The organism is Arthrobacter sp. CJL-S3, from assembly GCF_056711635.1.
In genome coordinates this window covers 841345-863599 of record NZ_CM160046.1, presented here as the reverse complement: position 1 = coordinate 863599, position 22255 = coordinate 841345, and the positions used below count along the sequence as shown (strand labels likewise).

At 66.6% G+C, this 22255-nt stretch carries 20 protein-coding genes; 7 read left to right on the top strand and 13 right to left on the bottom strand.

Going from position 1 to position 22255, the window contains the following annotated elements; genetic code table 11:
* Nucleotides 1–211: 211 nt before the first annotated feature.
* The 4 genes from AC06G6_RS04000 to AC06G6_RS03985 form a co-directional block, all read right to left on the bottom strand.
* Complete coding sequence (locus AC06G6_RS04000; protein ID WP_479826569.1) at nt 212–922, bottom strand: GntR family transcriptional regulator; 711 nt, start codon at nt 920–922, stop codon at nt 212–214.
* 260 nt (nt 923–1182) lie between these two features.
* Nucleotides 1183–2256, bottom strand: a complete 1074-nt coding sequence (locus AC06G6_RS03995) for an alkene reductase (RefSeq protein ID WP_479826567.1) — start codon at nt 2254–2256, stop codon at nt 1183–1185.
* 82 nt (nt 2257–2338) lie between these two features.
* On the bottom strand, nt 2339–3394 hold the full coding sequence (locus AC06G6_RS03990) for a 2,3-butanediol dehydrogenase (protein ID WP_479826565.1): 1056 nt from the start codon (nt 3392–3394) through the stop codon (nt 2339–2341).
* 132 nt (nt 3395–3526) lie between these two features.
* Complete coding sequence (locus AC06G6_RS03985) at nt 3527–5317, bottom strand: NAD(P)-binding domain-containing protein (protein ID WP_479826563.1); 1791 nt, start codon at nt 5315–5317, stop codon at nt 3527–3529.
* Nucleotides 5318–5514: 197 nt separating this feature from the next.
* Here AC06G6_RS03985 and AC06G6_RS03980 point away from each other — a divergent pair, with 197 nt between their 5' ends.
* Nucleotides 5515–6279, top strand: a complete 765-nt coding sequence (locus tag AC06G6_RS03980; protein WP_479826561.1) for a GAF domain-containing protein — start codon at nt 5515–5517, stop codon at nt 6277–6279.
* 182 nt (nt 6280–6461) lie between these two features.
* Nucleotides 6462–6857 (top strand): hypothetical protein, encoded by a 396-nt coding sequence (locus AC06G6_RS03975; RefSeq protein WP_479826559.1) that lies wholly within the window; start codon nt 6462–6464, stop codon nt 6855–6857.
* A 49-nt stretch (nt 6858–6906) separates the two neighbouring features.
* Here the strand turns inward: AC06G6_RS03975 and AC06G6_RS03970 are convergent, their stop codons facing one another.
* Together AC06G6_RS03970 and AC06G6_RS03965 are read right to left on the bottom strand one after the other, a co-directional pair.
* Complete coding sequence (locus tag AC06G6_RS03970; protein WP_479826557.1) at nt 6907–7719, bottom strand: PKD domain-containing protein; 813 nt, start codon at nt 7717–7719, stop codon at nt 6907–6909.
* A gap of 110 nt (nt 7720–7829) precedes the next feature.
* The gene (locus AC06G6_RS03965) at nt 7830–8486 is read right to left on the bottom strand and encodes a DUF6318 family protein (RefSeq protein WP_479826555.1); all 657 of its coding nucleotides are present in this window, start codon (nt 8484–8486) and stop codon (nt 7830–7832) included.
* Between the two features lie 222 nt (nt 8487–8708).
* Between AC06G6_RS03965 and AC06G6_RS03960 the strand changes: the two genes are divergently transcribed.
* From AC06G6_RS03960 to AC06G6_RS03950, 3 genes are all read left to right on the top strand, one after another.
* Nucleotides 8709–9143, top strand: a complete 435-nt coding sequence (locus AC06G6_RS03960) for a pyridoxamine 5'-phosphate oxidase family protein (protein ID WP_479826553.1) — start codon at nt 8709–8711, stop codon at nt 9141–9143.
* A 40-nt stretch (nt 9144–9183) separates the two neighbouring features.
* Nucleotides 9184–9615, top strand: coding sequence for a very short patch repair endonuclease (locus tag AC06G6_RS03955; protein WP_479826551.1), 432 nt, complete (start codon nt 9184–9186; stop codon nt 9613–9615).
* Between the two features lie 187 nt (nt 9616–9802).
* The gene (locus AC06G6_RS03950; protein ID WP_479826549.1) at nt 9803–10108 is read left to right on the top strand and encodes a hypothetical protein; all 306 of its coding nucleotides are present in this window, start codon (nt 9803–9805) and stop codon (nt 10106–10108) included.
* A gap of 32 nt (nt 10109–10140) precedes the next feature.
* Here the strand turns inward: AC06G6_RS03950 and AC06G6_RS03945 are convergent, their stop codons facing one another.
* The 6 genes from AC06G6_RS03945 to AC06G6_RS03920 form a co-directional block, all read right to left on the bottom strand.
* On the bottom strand, nt 10141–11412 hold the full coding sequence (locus tag AC06G6_RS03945) for a 5-methylcytosine restriction system specificity protein McrC (RefSeq protein WP_479826546.1): 1272 nt from the start codon (nt 11410–11412) through the stop codon (nt 10141–10143).
* Entirely contained in the window at nt 11399–13630 is a 2232-nt protein-coding gene (locus AC06G6_RS03940) for an McrB family protein (protein ID WP_479826544.1), read from the bottom strand. The genes AC06G6_RS03945 and AC06G6_RS03940 overlap by 14 nt, the downstream gene beginning before the upstream one ends.
* A 93-nt stretch (nt 13631–13723) precedes the next feature.
* The gene (locus AC06G6_RS03935; RefSeq protein WP_479826542.1) at nt 13724–13999 is read right to left on the bottom strand and encodes a hypothetical protein; all 276 of its coding nucleotides are present in this window, start codon (nt 13997–13999) and stop codon (nt 13724–13726) included.
* A 96-nt stretch (nt 14000–14095) separates the two neighbouring features.
* Entirely contained in the window at nt 14096–14524 is a 429-nt protein-coding gene (locus AC06G6_RS03930) for an acyl-CoA thioesterase (protein WP_479828528.1), read from the bottom strand.
* 47 nt (nt 14525–14571) lie between these two features.
* The gene (locus AC06G6_RS03925; protein WP_479828527.1) at nt 14572–16515 is read right to left on the bottom strand and encodes an ABC transporter ATP-binding protein; all 1944 of its coding nucleotides are present in this window, start codon (nt 16513–16515) and stop codon (nt 14572–14574) included.
* Nucleotides 16516–16670: 155 nt separating this feature from the next.
* Complete coding sequence (locus AC06G6_RS03920; RefSeq protein ID WP_479826540.1) at nt 16671–18404, bottom strand: ABC transporter ATP-binding protein; 1734 nt, start codon at nt 18402–18404, stop codon at nt 16671–16673.
* A gap of 445 nt (nt 18405–18849) precedes the next feature.
* On the opposite strand from AC06G6_RS03920, the gene AC06G6_RS03915 reads away from it, so the two are divergent.
* Nucleotides 18850–19587 carry a hypothetical protein gene (locus tag AC06G6_RS03915; RefSeq protein WP_479826538.1) on the top strand — a complete coding sequence of 246 codons (738 nt, stop codon included), beginning with the start codon at nt 18850–18852 and terminating at the stop codon, nt 19585–19587.
* Nucleotides 19588–19691: 104 nt separating this feature from the next.
* On the top strand, nt 19692–20444 hold the full coding sequence (locus AC06G6_RS03910; protein WP_479826536.1) for a class F sortase: 753 nt from the start codon (nt 19692–19694) through the stop codon (nt 20442–20444).
* Nucleotides 20445–20506: 62 nt separating this feature from the next.
* Here the strand turns inward: AC06G6_RS03910 and AC06G6_RS03905 are convergent, their stop codons facing one another.
* Nucleotides 20507–22255, bottom strand: a complete 1749-nt coding sequence (locus AC06G6_RS03905) for an MFS transporter (RefSeq protein WP_479826534.1) — start codon at nt 22253–22255, stop codon at nt 20507–20509.

Sequence of the window (22255 nt, the reverse complement as noted above, 5' to 3'; positions counted from 1 at the left end):
TCACTCCTTCGTGGAATCCTGTTTCCTATAGGATCTACTATCTAAAGGGTGTTGTCAAGATCACATCCCGGGCTCTTGGCAACAATCGAAGATCCTATAGGACGTTTTCCGGGAGGGGAAGACCCCGAGGCACTCTAGAGAAACGGCCTGGCCAGACGGACGGTGGATCCGGCCGATGTCAGACCGGCTTCACCCCGGAATCAGGCCTGGATCAGCCGGCCGGGGCGTCGGCGATGGCCCGGCCCCGCACCTTTTGCACGTGGTCCGCCATCGCAAGCGCGGCTTGCTCCGGGTCACCCGACGCGAAAGCGTCCAGGACGGCCTGGTGCTCGGCAATGGCATTTTCGGCATCGGTGATGCCCACGCCCCCGAAGAGGCGGAAACGTTGAACTTGCCCCCCGAGGGCCCCATAGGCGGCGACCATGAACTGGTTGCCGGTAAATTCCGCGATCAGCCGGTGGAACCTCTCGTCCGCTTCCAGATAGTCGCGGTACTCGGCGAACGACGGCCCTCGCGGTGCGGTTTTGAGGTCAGCAACCGCCTGCCCCAGTTCAGCAAGCCGCCCTGGTGTCAACCGGCCGCAGGCGAGGCGGGCATTGACGGGCTCAATCGCCAGGCGTGCCTCCATGAGCTCAGCGAAGTCTTCCCTGGTGAACATGGGAGCAACCCGGTAGCCCTTGAGTGCCACTCGCCGCACCATACCGGTGTGCTCCAGCCGTGCCAGCGCTTCCCGGACCGGCGTCGGCGACACATCAAGTTCCCGGGCGGTGCCGTCGATGCTCACCGCGGCTCCGGGCTCAAGCCGCCCGTCCATGAGTGATGCCAGGAGCTCTTCGTAAACGTGATCAGCCAGGACCTGGCGGCTGACGGGACGGCCCGCGGGGCGGGCCTCGGGCCGGCTCCCGGATGAAGCTGGTTGCATGATCAAATCCTATAGGACTGGCCGTTGCATGGGTCTTTACTGTGCCCTCGGGGCCGGATCGGGGGTGTTGTACCCTCTCGGCCAAGGGACATGCCCACTCTTCACCCACGCCGCCGCGGGACATGCCCATCCTTAAGCACGAACAGTGGGCAGAATGGCATTCTGCCCACTGTTCGTGGCGGCGGGGGGACATGTCCGGTGGAGCTGCGTCCCAAGACGGGACATGTCCAGCGGCGGCGGCGGGGTGCCGCCGGCCGGTGCTAGTTCTGGTAGGCCGGGTAGTCCGTGTAGCCCTCGGCGCCGTCGCTGTAGAAGGTGGACGGGTCCGGCTCGTTGACCGGCAGTCCCTCACGCCAGCGGCGGACCAGGTCCGGGTTGGCGATGGCCGGGCGTCCGACGACGACGGCGTCCGCGTGGCCGTCCGCGACCAGAGTCCTGGCTTCCTCGCGGGTGGTGATGACGCCGAAGCCCGAGTTCAGCAGGAAGGTTCCGCCGAACCGGGTGCGCAGGTCCTGCACTAGCCCACTGGTGGTCGGATCCTTGTGCAGCACGCTCAGGTAGGCCAGCTTCAGGGGCGCCAGGGCATCCACCAGAACCTTGTAGGTCTCGTTGACATCCGCCGCGTCAAGTTCGGTGGCGCCCTGGACGTTGTGCTCGGGTGAGATGCGGATGCCGACCCGGTCGGCGCCGATCGCGTCCACCACGGCCCGGGTCACTTCAATGACGAAGCGCGCCCGGTTCGCGGGCGAGCCGCCGTAGACGTCGTCGCGCTGGTTGGCGGACGGTGCCAGGAATTCGTGCAGCAGGTACCCGTTAGCAGAGTGCAGCTCGACGCCGTCGAACCCGGCACCGATCGCATTGCGGGACGCGGTAACGAACTCCTGGACGATGCCCGGCAGTTCCTCGGCGGTCAGGGCGTGCGGAACGGGGAACGGCTTCTTCCCCTCGTAGGTGCGGGTCTCGCCGTCGATCGCGATGGCGCTGGGCGCCACCACCCGGTGGCCGCCGTTCGTGTCTTCGTGCGTGACGCGTCCGGCGTGCATGACCTGGGCGAAGATGCGGCCGCCCTCGGCGTGCACGGCAGCGGTGACATCGGCCCAGCCCTTGAGCTGTTCCTCGGTGACCAGGCCGGGCTGGCCCGGGAACCCCCGGCCGGCGGGGCTGGGATACGTGCCCTCACTGACGATTAGGCCGAGGGATGCCCGCTGCCGGTAGTGCTCGACAACCAGCGGGCCGGGAATGCCCTCCTTGCCGGAGCGGACGCGGGTCAGCGGCGCCATCACAAGTCGGTTGGGCAGTTCCAGCTCGCCGAGAGTCATCGGGGAAAACAGCATGCGCAGTTCCTTTCACCAGGGATTGGGTTCACTGGCTGCAACTGCGGAGCGTCTGCAACTATTCCGGGTGAGACCCGGATCACTACGGGTGGACGATGATCTTGACCGCGGTGTCGTTGTGGTGGATCAGGGTGTCGAAGCCCTTGTCCACGAGATCATCCAGGCCGATCCGTCCCGTGATGAAGGGTTTCAGGTCGACCTTTCCCTCCTGGACGAGCTTGATCGCGGCCGCGTGATCACCGCAGTAGGCGATGGTGCCGCGCAGGTCGATTTCCTTCAGGACGACCTTCTGCATGTCCACGGTGGCCGGACGTCCCCAGATCGAGACGTTGACCACGACACCGGCCGGCTTGACGACGTCGAGCATCGTGTCCAGCACGGCATTCACGCCGGCACATTCAAAGGCTGCATCCGCCCCCGCACCGGCGGTCAGTTCCAGCACCCGCGCCTTGACGTCATCCGAGCTCGGGTCCAGCACATGGTCTGCCACGCCCGAGGAAACCGCCTTGTCCTTCCGGGCCGCGGACAGCTCGGTGACGATCGTGGTGACTCCCAGGCCCTTGAGGACAGCCGCGGTGAGCAGGCCAATGGGACCCGCACCGCCGACGACGGCGATGTCCCCGGCCTTGACGTCACTCCGGCCGACGGCGTGATAGGCCACCGCGAGGGGTTCGATGAGGGCGGCTTCGTCCAGCGGGATGTCGCCGACGGGGTGGACCCACCGGGTGTCGACGACGACCGTCTCACTCAGGCCCCCGCCGCCGCCGGCCAGGCCGATGAAGCCCAGCTTGGTGCACAGGTTGTAGTGGCCGCTGAGGCACGGGCCGCATTCGTTGCAGACGATATAGGGTTCCACCACGACGCTGTCTCCGACGGCGAGCCCGGTCACTCCCTCCCCCAGTTCCTCGACCGTGCCGGAGAATTCATGCCCCAGGGTGACCGGTGCTTCCTCGTGGGAAATCGGGTGGGGGTGGCCGGGCGGCGGCGTAAAGATCGGCCCTTCCAGGAACTCGTGGAGGTCAGTCCCGCAGATCCCGCACCAGGCGACGGCGATCTTCACCGCTCCGGGGCGCAGCTCCGGCGCCGGAACGTCTTCGATCCGGAGGTCCTCACGGGCGTGGAATCGTGCAGCTTTCATGGTGTTTTCCTTCGCATTACGGGCCGTGGATGCGCCCGGTCAGGCGCATCCACGGCATGTCGTTGGATTGTCACAAGGAGGCCGTCACCCCAGTGTGGTTCCCGGGGCTGTGATTGTCACGGCCCGTCCGGGTCAGCGCGTGTGGTGCGTGGGCTGTCGTTCAAAGACCGGCGTCGGCAGCCCTTCCATCCTGGCCTTGAGCTGCAGCGCCAGATAGTTGGAGTAGTGGCGGCTTTGGTGCAGATTGCCGCCGTGGATCCACAGGTTGTCCACATTCGTGGGCTTCCACATGTTGCGCAGTTCGCCCTCCCACGGCCCCGGGTCCTTGGGAGTGTCGGAGCCGAAGCCCCAGCACTTCCCGACGGCGTCGGCGACCTCGGGTGAGACCAGATCGGCCAGCCAGCCGTTCATGGACCCGTAACCGGTGGCGTAGATGATGGCGTCCGCCTCCAGCTCCGCCCCGTTGGCCATGACGACGGCGTTCCCGGTGATCTTGCCGACCTCGCCGTTGGCGAGCTTGACCCGGCCGTCGATGATCAGCTGCGAGGCGCCGACGTCGATGTAGTAGCCGGAGCCACGCCGCAGGTACTTGAGGAACAGCCCGGAGCCGTCCACGCCGAAGTCCAGATCGAAGCCGGCGGCCTCAAGCTGGGAGTAGAACTCGGCGTCCCGCTCGGCCATCTCCGCGTACACCGGGATCTGGGCTGCGGGCAGGATCCGGTACGGCAGCGAGGCGAACAGCAGGTCGGCCTTCTCCGTGGTGACCCCGTTGGCGAGCGCCTTCTCGGAGTACAGGCCGCCCAGGGCCAGGTCCATGAGGGATTCGCTGCGGGCGATGTGGGTGGAGGACCGCTGGACCATGGTGACATCCGCGCCGTGCTCCCAGAGATCGGCGCAGATATCATGGGCCGAGTTGTTGGAGCCGATGACCACGGCCTTCTTCCCGGTCCAGTCCCCGCCGCCCGGGTGCTTGGACGAGTGGTACTGCTCCCCCAGGAAGGAGTCGGCGCCGTCGAACGCGGGAACGCTGGGATACCCCGAGACCCCCAGGGCGAAGACGAGCTGCTTGGGGCGCAAGGTGACCGGTTCGCCGTCGCGCACTACCTCGACGACCCACTCCTGCGAGGCTTCGTCGAAGCGGGCGTTGGTGCATTCGGTCTTGGACCAGTAGTTCAGTTCCATGATCCGCGTGTAGTTTTCCAGCCAGTCGCCGATCTTGTCCTTGGCCGCGAACACCGGCCAGTCGTCCGGGAACTTGATGTAGGGCAGGTGGTCATACCAGACCGGGTCGTGGAGGTGCAGGGACTTGTAGCGGTTGCGCCAGGAGTCGCCGGGGCGGTCGTTCTTCTCGATGATGATGGTGGGCACGCCGAGCCGGCGCAGCCGCGCCCCCAGCCCGATCCCGCCCTGGCCGCCGCCGATGATGACGGTGTACGGCTGGTCCTCGTAGCCGAGCCGGGCTTCCTGCTCTTCCTTCAGCTCCAGCCAGGATTTGCGTCCCTTGGTGATCTCGTGGGCGACGCCTTTCTCCCGGTTGGCCCCCTTCTTTTCCTCAAAGCCCTTGAGCTCCTGCATGGTGGTGAGCATGGTCCAGCATTTGCCGTTGCGGAGCCGCAGATGGGCGTGACCGCGGGCCTGGGCGGTCTCGAAGTTCACCCACGCCTCGGCGTTGGCAGCGTCGCCGGTGGCGTCCTCGGCCAGGGTCCAGTTGCTGGGCTGCACGTCGTCAAGGGTCGCGTCCAGCATCCGCCGGATGTCCTCCTTTCCCTCCAGGGTCTTGAGGTTCCAGGTGAAGGAGACGAAGTCGCGCCAGTACGAATCGTCGTCGAATAGCTCAAGCGCGTCGTCCGTGTTGTGGCTGCGCAGCGCCTCATCGAACCGCGCCAGCCACGCCCCGACCACGCCGTTTGGAGTCTCAGGCATGTTTCCTCTTTCCGTTGCTAACTGTGGGCCGGTCCCGTTGCATGACGTCCAGTCCATGCCGTGACCCGCATCACAAGTAAAGTCCGCCGGGGGTTACAATCGGGTTACACAGGGCTCTCAAGCTCCGGGCCCGCGCCTCTGCCGGCCGGGAGGGCGGCAGCTGGCCGGGTGCGACGATTCGAGGGCGAGTTGGAACAATGAGCATGCGGCATGGGAGTCGCTCCATCACGCAGCTCTCTGACCTGAGGTTTTCGGCTCCCGCGGAGTACGCTCGCGCCCTGCGGAAGGCGCACGAGGCCACGGTTTCCGGCACTCCGAATCCGCATTTGTCGCCGTCCCTGGTCAAGTCCTGGCAGCGTTCCCTCGCGCTGGGCATCAATCCGGACCAGCACCGTCCGATCCACCGGCATGAAGTCTCCGAGGCGCGCTCGCTCAGTGCCGGCCACCGGCTGGCCGCCGTGATGCCGGCGCTGTCCCAGTTGCTGGCCGATGAGACCGCGACCGGGCGCCACCTGCTGATCGTGACCGATCACGAGGGCGAAGTGCTGTGGCGCGTCGGCAGCAAACAGGCGTTGAAACTCGCGGACTCCCTGGAGTTCGTGGAGGGGGCCGACTGGTCCGAATCGGGCGTTGGCACCAACGCCATCAGCGAAGCCCTTGTGACGGGCGCCCCCGCTCAGCTCTTCTCGGCCGAGCACCTGGTGCGCACACACCACGACTGGGCCTGCACGGCCTCCCCCATCCGCGACCCTCTGACAGGGGAAGTCATCGGCGTCCTGGACGTTTCCGGCCCGTTCGAATCCGTCACGCCGGACAGCCTGCGGCTGGTGCGCTGCGGCGTGCGGCTGGCTGAGGAGCTGCTGAAATCCGCCACCCCGCCGGCTGGGCCGGCCCCAGGAGCGGACAGGCTGCGGCGTCTGCTGCTGCGGGGCGCTCCGAGGCCGGGGTCCGGTCGCAGCTGACGCTGCGGCTGCTGGGGGACGCGCCGTCCGCGGCGCTCGACGGCGGCCCCCCTCGCCCGCTGACACTGCGCCGGGCCGAGATCCTGGCCCTGCTGGCGTCCCGGACCCAGGGCTGGAGCGCCGATGAACTGGCCTACGAGATCCACGGCGACGCGGGCACCGCTGCCGCGATCCGGACCGAGATGCACCGGATACGCAGCATCCTGGGCAACGTCGTGGAAGCGAACCCCTACCGGTTCTCGTCGGCCGTCAGGGTGGTCACGGATGCCGCACAGGTGGCTGGCCATTTGCGGGACGGCCGGGTCGCCGAGGCCTTCGCGGCGTACCGGGCCAAATTCCTCAACCGTTCGACCAACCTCGCGGTCGGGTTTATGCGCGACGAACTCAATGAAGCCGTCGGCGCCTCCGTCCGGGCCAGCGGTGACGCCGGGTTGATGCTTCAGTGGTGCAGCAGCGACATGGGCTCCTGGGACACTGCGGCAGCGGCCACGGCGGCCACACTGCTGGGTCCCCAGGATCCCCGCTGTCAGCTGGTCAGCGCACGGATGGAACGGCTCGACCGGGAGCTGCGGGCGTAGCTCCCATTGCATTGGTGTCCCTTGCTTCTGCCGACGGCCCGGCTCGACGCTAGGGGGCAGGAGGTACGACGCCGGGGCAGCCTTGGCCCTGCGGGTTGCGGAGGCAGTCGTCGGCGTAGTTGCGCGTGATGGAGCGCCAGACGCTGACGGTCTGCGGCGGCGAACTGAATTGCCCTTGCCCCGGGATGGGCAGCGGCGGCCCGCCATTGACCGAGTAGGTGCCCTGGAAATGGGTCGTCAGCACCACCGAGAAATCGCCCGTCTGGGTGTAGACGTGGCTGGTGGAGGTCTTCTCGCCCCAGCGGTCCTGCGGGAGCGGTCCGCCGGCCGCCGTCTGCGGCCCCAGCGAGGTACCGTCGCCGTAGCTCCAGGTGTACTGGACGGGTTTGGCGACGATTGAGACACTCTGGCCGAGCATTTCTACCGTGAATGCTTGCTCAGAGGCCTCCGCATAGAAGTTAGTCTCGGCGCCTCTGAGCGTGTGCGGACTCGGTTGCATCACCGAGTTTCCTGCATTCACGGGAAGCTGCTGAAACTTCGTCTGAATTTGAGCGGCGATCTTACCCAGCACGTCGTCCGGTTTCTCGGAATACACGCAGCGGTCAGGGGCGATCCGGCTCCAATCGTTTGGTCCCGCCACCACCAACTTCCACCACCACCTGACGGGGCGTCCGTTTTCACCCGCACTGCACTCTGTCGCCGCGGCGAGACAGTCGACATCGAAGGAATTATTGTCCACCAAGCACAGGTAATCGAACCGGTATTGGTATGGGCTCTCAGGGACGGCGTTGGGCGCGTCCACCCAGACTTTGAGAGACGCGTCGTAGCGCCAAACGCCAACGCCAGTCGAGTTCCAGAACACGTCCGATGTGTCGGCGACAGCGGGAGCTCCGCCGGACAACGAAATCAGAATGACTGCTACCAGGATCTTTAGGGAGTGCCCGAGAGAGCTACGGAGACCATGGTCTCTTTTCATCCACCGAGCCGATCGACGTCCGCTGCTTTCCACCCGCCATCTATGAAACGAATGGTCATTATGTCGGCAAGAACTTGAGAGGCAGCCACGGACTTTTCGATGCTGGAATCTGCCCGGTGAAGGGACCCGCCAGGTTGTTCCAGCTGTGTAGTGACTTGATAGTGGCCGTCAGCGGTCTTCACGAATTCCGTGAAGGCCCCTTTGACCGTCACAAGACCTCCGGCAATCCAACGGCCCTCCGAGTTCCATTCAACTATGCCGGGGCGAACCTTCGCACACATACGACATCCAGCACCCGTTACCGCATCTAAGGGCACGAAATCTCCGGTTTGATAGGCGTAGTTCAGAGCCTCATACCAGTGCTTCGCGAAGGCGATTGCACCTTCCTTCGTCTCCGCCTTCGCAGCTTCCGGCAGCACTGGAATTGGCACGTTCTGGGCCTTGCCCGAGGCATCGGCCGGTTTATAGCTCGCCGTTGGCGTGGGGGTGGCCGTCTGTGTCGGCGACGCCGTCGGGCTTGAGGACTCAGGTGCGGCCGTTGCGCCTGGCGTCGTCCCCCCGCCGGTGCAGGCTGTGACTGGCAACAGGCTGAGGGCAACCGCGGCGGCGAAAATGCGTCTGCGGCGGTCGAAGATTGAAGTGCGAGATGTCATGGTCAGCTACTCCCCCGATAGAAATCAAGACGCCTGAAGCCAATCAATGCTCTAAGGGTAACTGACACCACATTTGGGGCACCTTGGTTATCCACAGGGGCCCTGGATCGCACCGAGCCGACGCTCCGAATAGACAGGCCCGGCACCGGCCCCGGCCGACACACGCCGACTTTCCCGCCGACGCCTCTGGCGTTTTTCTACACCGCCCAGAACAATGAAGCCATGATGTTCGAACATGCAGACGAAAACCCCATCCTCGTACTTGATGACGATCAGAGCTGGAAGCTGATTGAGGGCACCAAACACGGCAGGCTCGTGGTCATCGTTGGCGGCGAACCCGATATCTTCCCGGTGAACTACGCCGTGAACGGCCGGAAGCTCTACCTCCGGACCGCACCCGGCAACAAACTCGCTGAGCTGACCATTAATGCCAAAGTGCTGTTCGAAACCGACGGCATCCTCTCCGACGAGGCCTGGTCAGTTGTCCTGCGCGGCACGGCCCGAGTCCTTGACCAGTCCGCCGACATCGCAGCGGCAGAAGCCCTGGGGCTCAAGCCGTGGGTGCCGACCCTGAAGGACTTCTACGTCGAAATTCAGCCCACCGCTGTCAGCGGGCGCCATTTCCAGTTTGGCGAGCATCCCGAGCGTGAGATCTAGCAGCCGCTCGGCGGCGGCACGCGCCGCCTAGACTTAATTCATGGCGGACAAGCTGACCCCGGAGCGGCGCAGCTGGAACATGTCCCGCATCCGCGGGAAGAACACCAAGCCTGAGCTGCTGGTCCGCAGGTTGCTCCACGCCAAGGGCTACCGTTACCGACTGCACGGCACTGCCCGCGGGGGAAGGCTCCCGGGCAACCCGGATCTGGTCTTCGCCGGTCGCCACAAGGTGATCTTCGTGAACGGCTGCTTCTGGCATTTCCATGACTGCCGGGCCGGACAGCACGCGCCCAAGGCCAACGCGGAGTTCTGGGAAACCAAGCGCACCCGGACACGGACCCGCGACGCTGAACAACGCCGTCAGCTGGAGCACTCGGGCTGGGAAGTGCTCACCGTCTGGGAGTGCGAGCTCAAGGATGTTTCCGCGCTGGAGCAGCACCTGGATGACTTCCTGCAGGGAAAGACCGCATAGGCCGGCCTCCTTCCGGCTCCCTAAGGTCGCTCTCCGTCGTCGTTTCTGCACGTCCCTGCAGCGCCCATAAAAAACATTTCAACGCTCCGGGACAGAGTGGTCTGTCTCGGGTAATATCCGAATCTGGGGACAAGGACTCTATCGAGTCCGCATTTACTCGTACTTCTACTCCACGGGAGAGCGCCAGATGCCGCACTTGCTGAGGTCCACCACGTCGCCTGCAACTCGGCCGTCAAAGTCGTCCCCCGAGTCACGGCCGCCGGAGCACCGGCGGTCCCCCGAGGCCGACCGGGCCCACCATCTCGATCCCGATCTCGGCCCGCTGCGCCGGCAGGTATCCGCGATCATTGATGCGATCCTCTCCGATACCAGCCCTGACGAGGCTCAGGTCCGCGACCGGCTGAGCTGGCACGTCGCCAACAACCCCGGCCAGCCGGAGAAGGCTCTCCTGCGCCACCTGCTGTCCGTTTCCGAGGAACAGACCGCCGGTTAGCTAATACGTCGGCTGCCAATACACGGCGGACGTCAGCGGCTGATGGTTGCCTGGCGGACCACTTCGCCCCACGATTGCTGTGCGAGGTCAGCGACGGCGGCCAGGATTTCCGACGGCGGCCTCGACAGGTCCAGCGGGAACTCCACCACGTCGATATCGGTGTTGAGGATCCGGCGCAGTTTGATCTCTCCCGCGCCCGGATACACGAGCCAGGCCGTCGGCACCCTTAGCGACGTGCAGTACGCCAGCATCCGGTAGTGGTCCCCCGACAGTGACGCCCCGGCGTCGGCCGCGGCCTGGTACCTGGCGTCGTAGACCATCACCGGCCGGCCGCCCAGCAGGTGCACGGCGCCGGGCTGCACCACGATCCGGTCCGAGTCGCGGACGGCTTCGTTGAGCAGGGCGTTGTACCGCAGCCGCATCTCCCCCGGGTACGCGGCCATGGCCTCGCGGAGCGCCGACCCGACGAAGTCCTCGAACACCAGGGACATGTCCACCACAAACGACGCCGACTGCTGGGTGCCGTCGCCGGCCTCCGCCGAGGCGTGGCGCAGGATCACCTCGGCGAGCCGCAGCGCGCCCTGGTACCGGGTGTTCATCCGGCTGGCCCGCCACACCGGCAGGGGCGCGCCGGACTGCAGCCGGGTTACGGCCGCGAGCTTGCCCTTGAGCTGGCGGAGCCGGCTGAGCACCTCCGGCCGCACGCCCGGGACCTGGGACATCCGTTCCAGCGCCGCCCGCAGGATACGGTTCTCCGCAATGTCCTCGGTGAATTCGTCGTAGGAAACCTCCAGCGGCACGAGCATGCCGGGCCGCCGCGAGATCTGGTCCGAAATGCGGATCCTGCCCTTGACCGTCCGCAGCGCCTCGTCGACCGTCAGGTAGCCCTGCAACACCCCGCGGCTGAGCGCCCGTTCCGCGAGCTGCGCCAGCGACTCGGCCAGCGCGCTCCACAGATCCTTTTCCTCGACCGCGGCGACGGAGTCCTCCCGGAAGCCCTGGTCCCCCGCGTAGCCGAGCAGGAACAGGAGCCGGTCCAGGCCGAGCCGGTCCTTGGGCCGCACCTCGAGCTGCACCGTCGGGGTGCGCACCGAGCCGACCTTCCCCACGGGCTCGATCCGGTACAGGCCCATGCCCATCGGCGAGGCGTTGGCCAGGCCGCTGCCATTGACATAGGCCGCGCTGGCAGCGTCGAGCCGCTCGACCACGCCGCCGGAGAGCTCGTCGAGGACGACCCGGCGGACCGGCTGTGACCCCGGCGCCCCGGTCCGGCCGGCGGGCCTTGGCTGGCTAGACGCGCGCAAGGCGGTCAAGCAGCTGGTCCAGCCCGAACCGCTCCTCCAGCTGCGCGCGGTTCAGCTGGCCGTGGTAGTGCTCCTCCAGCAGCGGCATCAGCTCGTACTTCCAGATCCGGCGCAGGCCCTTGGGCGTCTGCGCGGACGGCTTCATGAAATAGGAGGGGCCGATCATCAGGTCCCGGTCCCATTCATCGATGGCGTCGTTGAGCGCGTCCATCAGCAGGGCCGGCGTCGTGTCCAGGTCCCGGGCCTGCAGGAACCGCAGCAGCGAACCCTGCACCGGTTCGGTCTTGGGGTGGAGCTCGATGAAGGAGAAGCGCCGGCGGATGGCGGCATCCATCATCGCGATGGAGCGGTCCGCGGTGTTCATGGTGCCGATGATGTAGAGGTTGTCCGGCAGCGTGAAGGGCTCATTGGGGCTGTACTGCAGGTAGATCCGGTCATCGCGGTATTCGAGCAGGAAGTACAGCTCACCGAAGACCTTCGCGAGGTTGGCGCGGTTCATCTCGTCGATGATCAAAAAGTACGGCTTGCTCTCGTTGCCGGGCTTGGCAGCCTCCTCGGCGATCCGGCGCAGCGGCCCGGCGACGAGTTTGAAGGACACCTGGCCTTCGTCCGTCTTGTCCGGCCGGAAGCCTTCGAAGAAGTCCTCATAGGCGTACGAGGGGTGGAACTGGACCAGCTTGACGCGTTCGTCGGTGGTGTCGCCGGCGAGCTGGGCGGCCAGGTGCTTGGCGAGGTATGTTTTGCCGGTGCCGGGCGGCCCGTACAGCACCAGCTGGCGGTTCTCCTCCAGCAGCTCGGCGATTTCCTGCAGCGGCTCCAGGTCCATGTGCAGCGACGCGGCGAACTCCGGCGTCAACGGGCGGAATCCCTCGCAGGCAGGTTCGACGACGGCGGCCGGCCCGGTCCCGTCGCCAGGCTGGGTTTCCGCTTCGGCGGGCAGCAGCGCTTCCAATGCCTCGATGACGCGGGTGACGTCGACGACGATGCCGGAGGTGGCCAGCTGCCGCTGCACGTGGCGCGGCAGCTCCGTCATCGTGTGGGCCTCGTCGAACCAGCGGACCTTGCGGCGCAGCCGGCGGTTGTCCTCGTGGTGTTCGGGCTCACCGAGCACCACGCCCACCCGGACGGTGCCGGAGCTCTGGTACAGGGCCAGGTCGCCGGGCTTCATCACGGTCAGGAAGGCGAAGACGGCGGTTTTGGTGTCCTCGCGTTCCACGTAGCCGAGGTGCTTGTAGTCCTCGTCGACGGCATGCTGGACCAGCCCGGCGGTGACGCCCGGGTCCAGCAGGCGCAGGTGCTCGACGTCGAGCGTTACCGATTCCTCGGCCTGCCAGGTGCCCAGCAGTTCGGCGTTGTCCTGGTGGGTGCGCAGCAGCCAGGCCCGCCGGCCGGGGTCGCCGACCTTGCGCCACTGGCTCACGAGCTGCCGGGAGTACCAGTCGATCCGCTGCCCGGCCTGTTCGTCGAGGTGAAGCCGGATGCGGTGGATGTCGGCGGAGATGTCCTCGTCGCTGTCGCCCTTCGCACCGCCCACGAGGGAGGCGAACGCGTCGCGGATCTCCTGGCGCTCGACGTCGGCCACAACGGGCTCGAAGTAGCTGGGCCACACCAGGAACTCGATGCTGCGGCGGATGGCCGGCTGGTCGTCGGGCGTGCCGGCCACCAGGCGGTGGAAGGCCAGCGGATCCTTGACGGCGGCCGCGACTTCCCCGGACGGGCGCTGGGCGACGTGCTTCACCAGCCGGCAGAGCCATTTCAGGTGATCCCAGATGGTCCAGTTGAACTCCGCGGTGCGGTCCCGGATGACACCGTGGTCCGTTATGCCCGCGAACAGCTCATCGGGGAGTTCCAGCGGCGGCTCCAGCCAGGAGGCGGCCTCGGCCACCCGCGCGCGCTTGACCTTGAGGGATTTCACCTCATGGGCCAGTGGCAGGGACTGCAGGAAGAGCAGTTCGACGGCCAACTGCTTGGCGCCCCGGGAGGCGTCCGCCAGGTTCTGCCGCAGGTTGGTCATCATGGGCGCTTTGGGATCCGGCACCCCGCGTTCGAGGCGGCCCAGCAGCTCCGCGGCGGCCGGAACCGACCACGTTTTGGTGCGGCCGTCCAGAGCCGAAGCTTTGCCCAGCAGCCCGGGCCCCAGGACAAACCACGCCGCATCCTCAATCTCCTTGGAGATGCCGAGGGCGCGGTGCATGGCAGGCTTTTTGGCTGGGGTCATGCGTTCAATTTACAGGCTTAAGCTGGACGCCCGCATCACGGGGGCGGCCCAAAGTTACTCTCCGGTAGCCCGGCGCGGGGGCCGGACCTGCTGCTACTTGGCCGCCGGGCCCCGCTTGACGCCGAACGTAAAGTAGCTGCCCGGGCCGACAAAGTTGACCAGGGTCGCCAGCCGCCAGAACATCTTGCTGCCGCGGATCTGCTCCGCCGGCCGGTGCGAAATATCCTTCTGCGCGGCGAACAGCAGCGAGAGCTGGACGATGGCGGCGGTGATGGTGCCGAACTTCGCTGCCGGCGAGAGCTCCTTCCAGGTCTTCTTCCGTGCGTTCCTCCTGCGCTTCGCCATCATCTGAGCTCGTTTGTTCACCATGATCTGTGCTCCTTGGCTTCGGGGCTGAGTGCCCGCGGATTGTTTATTCTAGGGACGATCGGTGGAGCGAGGTAGAGCCTAAGGGACCGGTTTGGCTCAACTGGCGGGAACCGGCGCGAAACGGGCGAGCTTCTCCTTCTGCTCGGGGGTCAGCCGCAGCACCCGCCCGGTGGATTCTTCCACGAAGGCCAGGTGGCTGGTGGCCCGGACGCAGTCCTCGCCGGTCACGGGGTCCTGGATGAGGTAGTGGATGTCAAAACTGGCGCCCTTGACCGCACCGATCCACAGCTGCACCACAGCCGGGATGTTGCGGTATTCAAGGGTGCGGACGTACCGGATCTTGTGTTCCACAATCAGCGCCAGGGTCCCCTCCGGGACCTCGCTGAAGAGCGGCACGGGCGGCTCGATCCCGGGCAGGCCGGGACCGCGCGGCGGCCCGAAGGCCGCGATGCGGGCCTCCTCCAGGATCCGGACGACCTGGACGTTGTTGATGTGGCCGTAGGCATCCATGTCGCCCCAGCGCATCGGGATCCGCACCTCGATGCGGGACTCTGCGTCCCGGGCGGCGGCGCTCAACTGTGCACCGCCGTCGCGTCGTCGGCCGTGTTTTCCGAGAAGGCGGTCTCGGCGTCCTCGCCGGCGAACTGGGACATGTAGAGGCGGTAGTAGGCGCCTTTGAGGTCCAGCAGCTGGGCGTGGGCGCCCTGCTCCACGATCCGGCCGGCCTCCATCACCAGAATGGTGTCGGCGTCGCGGATGGTGGAGAGGCGGTGGGCAATCACGAAGCTTGTGCGGTCGGTGCGCAGGGCGGCCATCGCCTTCTGGACGAGCACCTCGGTGCGGGTGTCCACCGAACTGGTGGCCTCGTCCAGGATCAGCAGCGAGGGGTTCGCCACGAACGCCCGGGCGATGGTGATCAGCTGCTTCTCGCCGGCGCTGACGTTGTTGCCCTCCTCGTCGATGACGGTGTTGTAGCCGTCCGGGAGGGCGCGGACGAAGCGGTCCACGAAGGTGGCCTTCGCCGCCTCCATCACCTGCTCCTCGGTCGCGTCCAGCTTGCCGTAGCGGATGTTGTCGTAGATGGTCCCGCCGAACAGCCACGCGTCTTGGAGCACCATGCCCACCTTGGCCCGCAGTTCCGCACGGCTCAGGTGGGTGATGTCGACGCCGTCCAGGGTGATGCTGCCGCCCTGGAGTTCGTAGAAGCGCATCACGAGGTTCACCAGGGTGGTCTTGCCGGCACCGGTGGGGCCGACGATCGCCACGGTATGCCCCGGCTGCGCCGTGAAGGACAGGTCCTCGATCAGCGGCTTGTCCGGGGTGTAGCTGAACGTGACGTGCCGGAACTCGACGTGGCCGTCGGTCTTGGCCGGCAACTGCTCCGTGGCGGTCTCAGCGTCCTGTTCCTCGGCGTCGAGGAATTCAAAGACCCGCTCCGCGGAGGCGACGCCGGACTGCAGCATGTTCGCCATGCCCGCCATCTGGCCCAGCGGCTGGGTGAACTCCCGCGAGTACTGGATGAACGCGGTGGCGTCGCCCAGGCTCATCCCGCCGGAGGCCACCCGCAGCCCGCCGACGACGGCGATGCCCACGTAGCTGAGGTAGGACACGAACTGCATGACCGGCATGATCATGCCGGACACGAACTGCGCCCCGAAGCTGGCCTTGTAGAGGGCCTCGTTCCGTTCGTCGAAGCGGTCCAGCATGTCGGCGTCGCGGCCGAAGACCCGGACGAGGTCGTGGCCGGAGAAGGATTCCTCGATCTGGCCATTGAGCTCGCCGGTGTTCTTCCACTGGGCCGCGAAGAGCTTCTGGCTGCGGGTGCCGATGATGCCGGCGGCCACGGCCGAGAGCGGCAGCGCGACCAGGGCAATGAGGGCCAGCTGCCAGGACACGATGAACATCATGATGACGATGCCGATCACCGTCAGTGCCGAGTTCACGAGCTGCGCGAAGGCCTGCTGCAGCGCCTGCTGGATGTTGTCCACGTCGTTCGTGACCCGGGAGAGGATATCGCCGCGCTGGCGGGTGTCGAAGTAGTTCAGCGGCAGCCGGTTGAGCTTTTTCTCGGTATCGTCGCGCAACTGGCGGACCACCCGCATGACCAGGATGTTCAGGACGTAGCCCTGCAGCCAGAGGAAGATGTTGGCGACGAAGTACATCACCAGCACCACGCTGATCAGGAAGCCGAGCTGCTGGAAGTCGATGCCGGCGCCGGGGATGACGTCCATCTTGGAGAGCATGTCCGCGAAGTTGTCCTGGCCCTGGGCGCGCAGGCCCTCGACGAACTCCTCCTTGGTGCCGCCGGCCGGCAGCTGCTTGCCGACGACGCCGCCGAAGATCACGTCCATGGCCTGGCCGAGGATCCGGGGGGCCACCACGTTGAGGACGACGGCGACTGTCACCATGGCGAGCACGGCGATGATGCCGGCCCGTTCGGGCGCCAGCAGGCCCATCAGCCGCTTCGCGGAGGGCCAGAAGTGCTGGGCTTTCTTCGCGGGCAGGTCGCCGAACATGCCGCCGTCGGCCTCGCCGGGGGTGTATTCCTCCTCGTAGAAATCGTCGTCGGGCTCGGTGACGTCTGGTCCGGTGGCAGATGGTTCCGTGGCAGATAGTTCCGCGGCAGATGGTTCCGTGCCGGAGGGTGGGAGCTTGGTCTTTTCGTTGGTGCTCATGCCACGGCCTCCGCGGTCAGCTGGGATTCGACAATTTCCTGGTAGGTGCTGGAGCTCTGCAGCAGTTCCTCATGCGTGCCGCGGTCCACGATCCGGCCGTTGTCGAGCACCAGGATCTGGTCGGCGTCGGCGATGGTGGAGACGCGCTGCCCGACGATGATGACGGTGGCGTCGGCGGTTTTCGCTTTGAGGGCGCGGCGGAGCCGGGCGTCGGTCGCAACGTCGAGGGCGGAGAAGGAGTCATCAAAGAGGAACACCTTCGGCTGGGTGACCAGGGCCCGGGCGATGCAGAGCCGCTGGCGCTGGCCGCCCGAGACGTTGGTGCCGCCCTGGGAGATCCGTGAGCCGAGCCCGTTCTTCTTCTCGCGCACAAAGTCCGCTGCCTGGGCCACGGTCAGCGCGTCCCAGAGCTGTTCGTCGGTGGCCTCCGGCTTTCCGAAGCGCAGGTTGTGCTCGATGGTTCCGGAGAACAGGTACGGCCGCTGCGGAACCATGGCCACGCGCTGCGTGATCTCCGAGCGGTCCAGCTGGGTGACGGGGACGCCGTCGAGCAGCACGTCCCCCGACGCGGCGTCGTACAGGCGGGGCAGCAGGGCCAGCAGGCTGGTCTTGCCGGCGCCGGTGGATCCGATGATGGCCACGGTCTGCCCGGGTTCGGCGGTGAAGCTGATGTCGCTGAGCACCGGCGCTTCGGCGCCGGGATAGGCGAAGGACACGTTGCGGAACTCGACGCGGCCGGCCTTTTCGGCCGGCGCCACGGGGGTCAGCGGCTCGTGGATGGAGGGTTCGACGTCGAGCACCTCGCCGATGCGGTCGGCGCAGACCGAGGCGCGCGGAATCATCATGGCCATAAAGGTGCCCATCATGACGGCCATCAGGATCTGCAGCAGGTACTGCAGGAAAGCCGTGAGGGCGCCGACCTGCATCTCGCCGGCGTCGACCCGCTGGCCGCCGAACCACAGTACGGCGGCGGTGGAGACGTGCAGGATCATGCCGATGGCGGGGAACATGAGGACAAACAGGGCGCCGATTTTCAGTGACACGTCGGTGAGGTCCTTGTTCGCGGCACCGAAGCGCTCGGCTTCGTGGGGTTCGCGGACGAAGGCCCGGACCACGCGGATGCCGATGATCTGCTCGCGGAGGATGCCGTTGAGCCGGTCGATCTTCTTCTGCATGGACCGGAAGAGCGGCATCAGGCGGACCACCAGGTAGCCCACCACGACCACGAGCACGGGAACGGACACCCAGACCAGCCAGGACAGGTTGAGGTCCTCGCGGAGGGCCATAAAGATTCCGCCGATGCACATGATGGGTGTGGCCACCATGAAGTTCAGCCCCATCAGCATAAGCATCTGCACCTGCTGGACATCGTTGGTGCCGCGGGTGATCAGGGTGGGGGCGCCGAAGACGTTGACGTCCTTGGCGGAGAAACTCGTGACCTGGCGGAAGACGCCGCGGCGCAGGTCGCGGCCGAACGCCATGGCGGCCCTGGACCCGAAGTAGACGCCGGCGATCGCGGTGGCGACCTGGACCAGGGCGACAACGAGCATGACCCCGCCGGTCCGCCAGATGTAGTCCGTGTCGCCGCGGGAGACACCCTCGTCAATGATCTGGGCGTTCAGGCTGGGAAGGTACAGCGCCGCGATGGTGGAGGCGAGCTGGAAGAAGATGACTGCCCAGATGTAAGGCAGATACGGCTTCGAATAGCGCCGTATGAGAGTGACAAGCATGCCCACGAGTCCTTAGGAAAATACCGAGTAAATGAGGCTGGAGAAAAGTCTGGCGGGGAAACATCCACCGGATGCTCCCATGAGTAGCAAAGGGGGCCGACAGCCATAGCCATCCAACTCTACGAAACGACCGGCCCGCGTGGAACATCGGAGACTGAAAATCATCCATACGGCGTACTTTCACAACCCTCGAGGAACGCAGGCACCTTCGGCCACAGTAGTCACCTGCGGCCACAGTAGTGCCGGGAAAAGAACCGTAGTCCACCGGGTAGCGATTACTCGTGCCCGCTGGCGTCGGTCGGCCTAGCGTGGAGTCGTCAGTTACTGGACAACGCTGCTGGGGAAACAGAGGTCTTCTGGGAACCCGCGTTAGCTGTCGGCTCTGCCAAGAATCGCCAACTCCCGCAGTCTGGTCAGTCCAAAATGATCCAGATGGAGCACTGCCATGAAGAAAGTCCTTGCAGCGGCCGGCATCGCCAGCCTTGCCCTACTAGCTACCAGCGCCCCCGCAAATGCCGGCCCGGACGACAAAATCAGCATCTGCCATGCGACCGGCTCGGACTCGAATCCCTACGTGGAAATCACGATCAGCGAGAACGGACTCAACGGGCATTACGCCCAGGGAGTGCACGACGGCGACATCGTCCCGGCCCCGGCCGGCGGCTGCCCGGCGGGCGGCGACGGGGACCACGGCGGGGACCACGGATCGGATTCGAAGAAGGTCACCATCTGCCACGCGACGGGATCTGAGAAGAACCCGTATGTTGTGATCACCATTGCCGAACAGGCGTGGCTGAACGGGCATAAGGACGGGCACAACGGCAAGGCCGACATCTACCCGGTCCCCGCGAAGGGCTGCGTCGCGGCTCACCACGACGATGACGACCACGACGGGGAGAAGCCGGACGAAGACGTCACGGTGCCGCCAGGCGAGGATGACGTCGTTCCGCCCGGAGAAGGTGCAGCGGTGCCGCCCGGGGAGGGCGCAGCAGTTGTAGTACCTGCGGGCGCCGGTGCCGCTGTTGCAGTCAACCAGGGATTCAATGCCCAAACAGCTGTGGCCAGCCACTCCGAGGCCGGACTTCCGGGATGGGTGGCGGGCCTGGCGGCGCTGCTCACGGCCGGTGCGATAGTCGCCCTGAGGCGCAGAGAGCGCGGGCCGGGCGCGGACGCAACCCACTAGGGGCCGCTGTGGCGAAGGGGCACCGGTCCGCTCGGGCCGGTGCCCCGCCCCTTTCGAAATCCTGGGCCGGCGCCCCGACCATCCGAACTCACGAAGGAGCTCCGATGCCCTTCCTCCGAGCCCCGTCCCGCGGATCAAAGACCGCGAAGCGGCGGACGTGGAACCGCGGCGATCTGCTGATTCTGGCGTGCGGTCTGGTCGCTTTCCTCCTCCTGACCTTTCTGTCCGGCCCGGGGCCCTCCGCCCGGTCCGAGCTGGCCGGCCTCACGCCGGCAGCCCCGGCGCCCGTGGCCGCCGGAAGCCCCAGCCGCAGCGCGCCAGGGGACGGCGCTGCGGGACTGGCCGGCGGCGCCCCCGGCACCGGCGGCGCGCCAGCCGCCGCCGGACGGCTGCCCGCCCTGCCCCCGGCGGCGGCGCCCCTGCGCATCGTATATCCGGCCGCCGGCATCGACGTCGCGGTCCACCCGCTGGATCCGAGCCCGGGCGACATCGCGTCCCGGACCATCGTTCCGCCGGTTTCCTTCGATGGCTACTGGGTGACGACCTTCGGCACGCCCGGTGCGGGATCCGCCAATACGACGTACATCATGGGCCACAGCTGGGAAGCCCGGGACGCACCGTTCAACCGGCTCAGTTCCGCCACCGCCGCGGGGGACATTTTCGACGTGACGACAACCGCGGGAAAGATCAGCTACAAGGTGGAGTCGATTTCCACCGAGGACAAATCCACGCTCAAGGACCACCAAATCTGGCAGGTCGTTCCCAACCGCCTGGTGCTCATCAGCTGCTACACGGAGGATCTGTTCGGGAAGAACGTAGTGCTCGTGGCGTCTCCCGCCCCCGCGGCGGGATCCTGAGTCCGCCCCGCCGCCTGCCAACGCAGCCGCATACCGGGCACGGCGCCTATTGGGCCCGCCGCCTAACGGCCCCGGCGCTGGCTTTCGCGCTGCTGGCTGAGAACATCGACGAATTCCCGGTCGAGGTCGACGATGCCGGACCGTGCGGCCGCGGGGCCGGACCCAGCCTCCGCAGCGGAACCGTTGACCGCGCCGATCCCGGCGGCCGTGCCGCCGTCGTCCTTCGTGGCCGCGCGGCCGTCGCCGCCGTCGTCGTCGCCTGTGGCGGAGGGGGTGACGATGTCCACGGTGCGCCGCAGCGGCTCTTCCTTGATGAAGAGGATCGCAATCAGGGCCACCAGGCCGACGACCGCGGAGACCATAAAGATCTGCGCTGTGGCGTCACCGTAGGCGGCCCGCATGATCTCGCGGACGGGCTCGGGCATGTCCTTGAGGTCCATGCTGGTGCCGGCGCCGCCGCTGGCGGGAATCCCCGCGGCGGCAAGGCCCTCGGTGGCGAGCTCCTTGACCCGGTTCGCCATGATGGCCCCCAGCACGGAGACGCCGATGGCGCCGCCGACCGACCGGAAGAAGGCCACCGAGGCGCTGGCGGTTCCGATGTCGCTGGCCCGCACGGTGTTCTGCACTGCCAGGACGAGGTTCTGCATCAGCAGGCCCAGGCCGAGGCCGAGGATCGCGGTGTAGAGACCGGTCAGCCAGAGGTCGGTGGTGTGATCGATGGTTCCGGTCAGTCCGAGGCCGCTGATCAGCAGGATGGAGCCAGCGACAAGGTAGCGCTTCCACTTCCCGGTCCGGCTGATCAGCTGGCCGGAGACGACGGATCCGATCAGGTTGCCGGCGATCATCGGCAGGGTCAGGAGCCCCGCTTCGGTGGGCGATGCGCCGCGGGCCACCTGGAAGTACTGGCCCAGGAAGGTGGAGGATCCGAACATCCCGACGCCGACGGCGACCGAGGCCAGGATGGCCAGGGCGGTGGTGCGCTGCGAAATGATCTTCAGCGGAATGATCGGCTGCGGCACCTTGGATTCGACCAGGACCAGCAGGGCGAGCAGGGCAAGGCCGCCGCCGACCATGGCCGCGGTCTGCCAGGACCACCAGTCGTAGTAGTCCGGGTTCCCGGCGAAGGACACCCAGATCAGCAGCAGGCTGACGCCGGAGGTCAACAGGATGGAGCCGAGCCAGTCGATCTTGGCAGGGCGCCGGACGTGCGGCAGCTTCAGGGTGACCTGCAGCAGGATGAGCGCCACAATGGCCAGCGGGACGCAGACGAAGAAGGTCCAGCGCCAGCCCAGCGGGCTGTCCACGATGAACCCGCCGAGCAGCGGACCGCCGGCGGTGCCCACGGCCATCACGGCGCCCATGTATCCCGAGTACTTGCCGCGGTCGCGGGGCGGGATGATGGAGCCGATGATGGCCATGGCCAGCGCGGTGAGCCCGCCCATGGCAATGCCCTGGATGACGCGGGCGGTCAGCAGCAGCGGGATCGTCTCTGACAGGCCCGCCATCACGGATCCCGCCACGAAGATCACGATGCTCAGCTGGACCAGCATCTTTTTGTTGAAGAGGTCAGCGAGCTTGCCCCAGATGGGGGTGGTTGCGGCGTTGGCCAGCAGGGCCGCGGTGATGACCCAGGCGAAGTCGGTCTGGGTTCCGTTGAGCTCGGACATGATCGTGGGCAGGGCGTTCGCGACGATCGTGCTGCTGATAATGGCGGTGAAGAACGCGGCCAGCAGGCCGGTCAGGGCCTCCATGATCTGGCGGTGGGTCATCACCGCCGCCGGTGCCGGGGGCATTTCGGTAGTTGCTGCCAT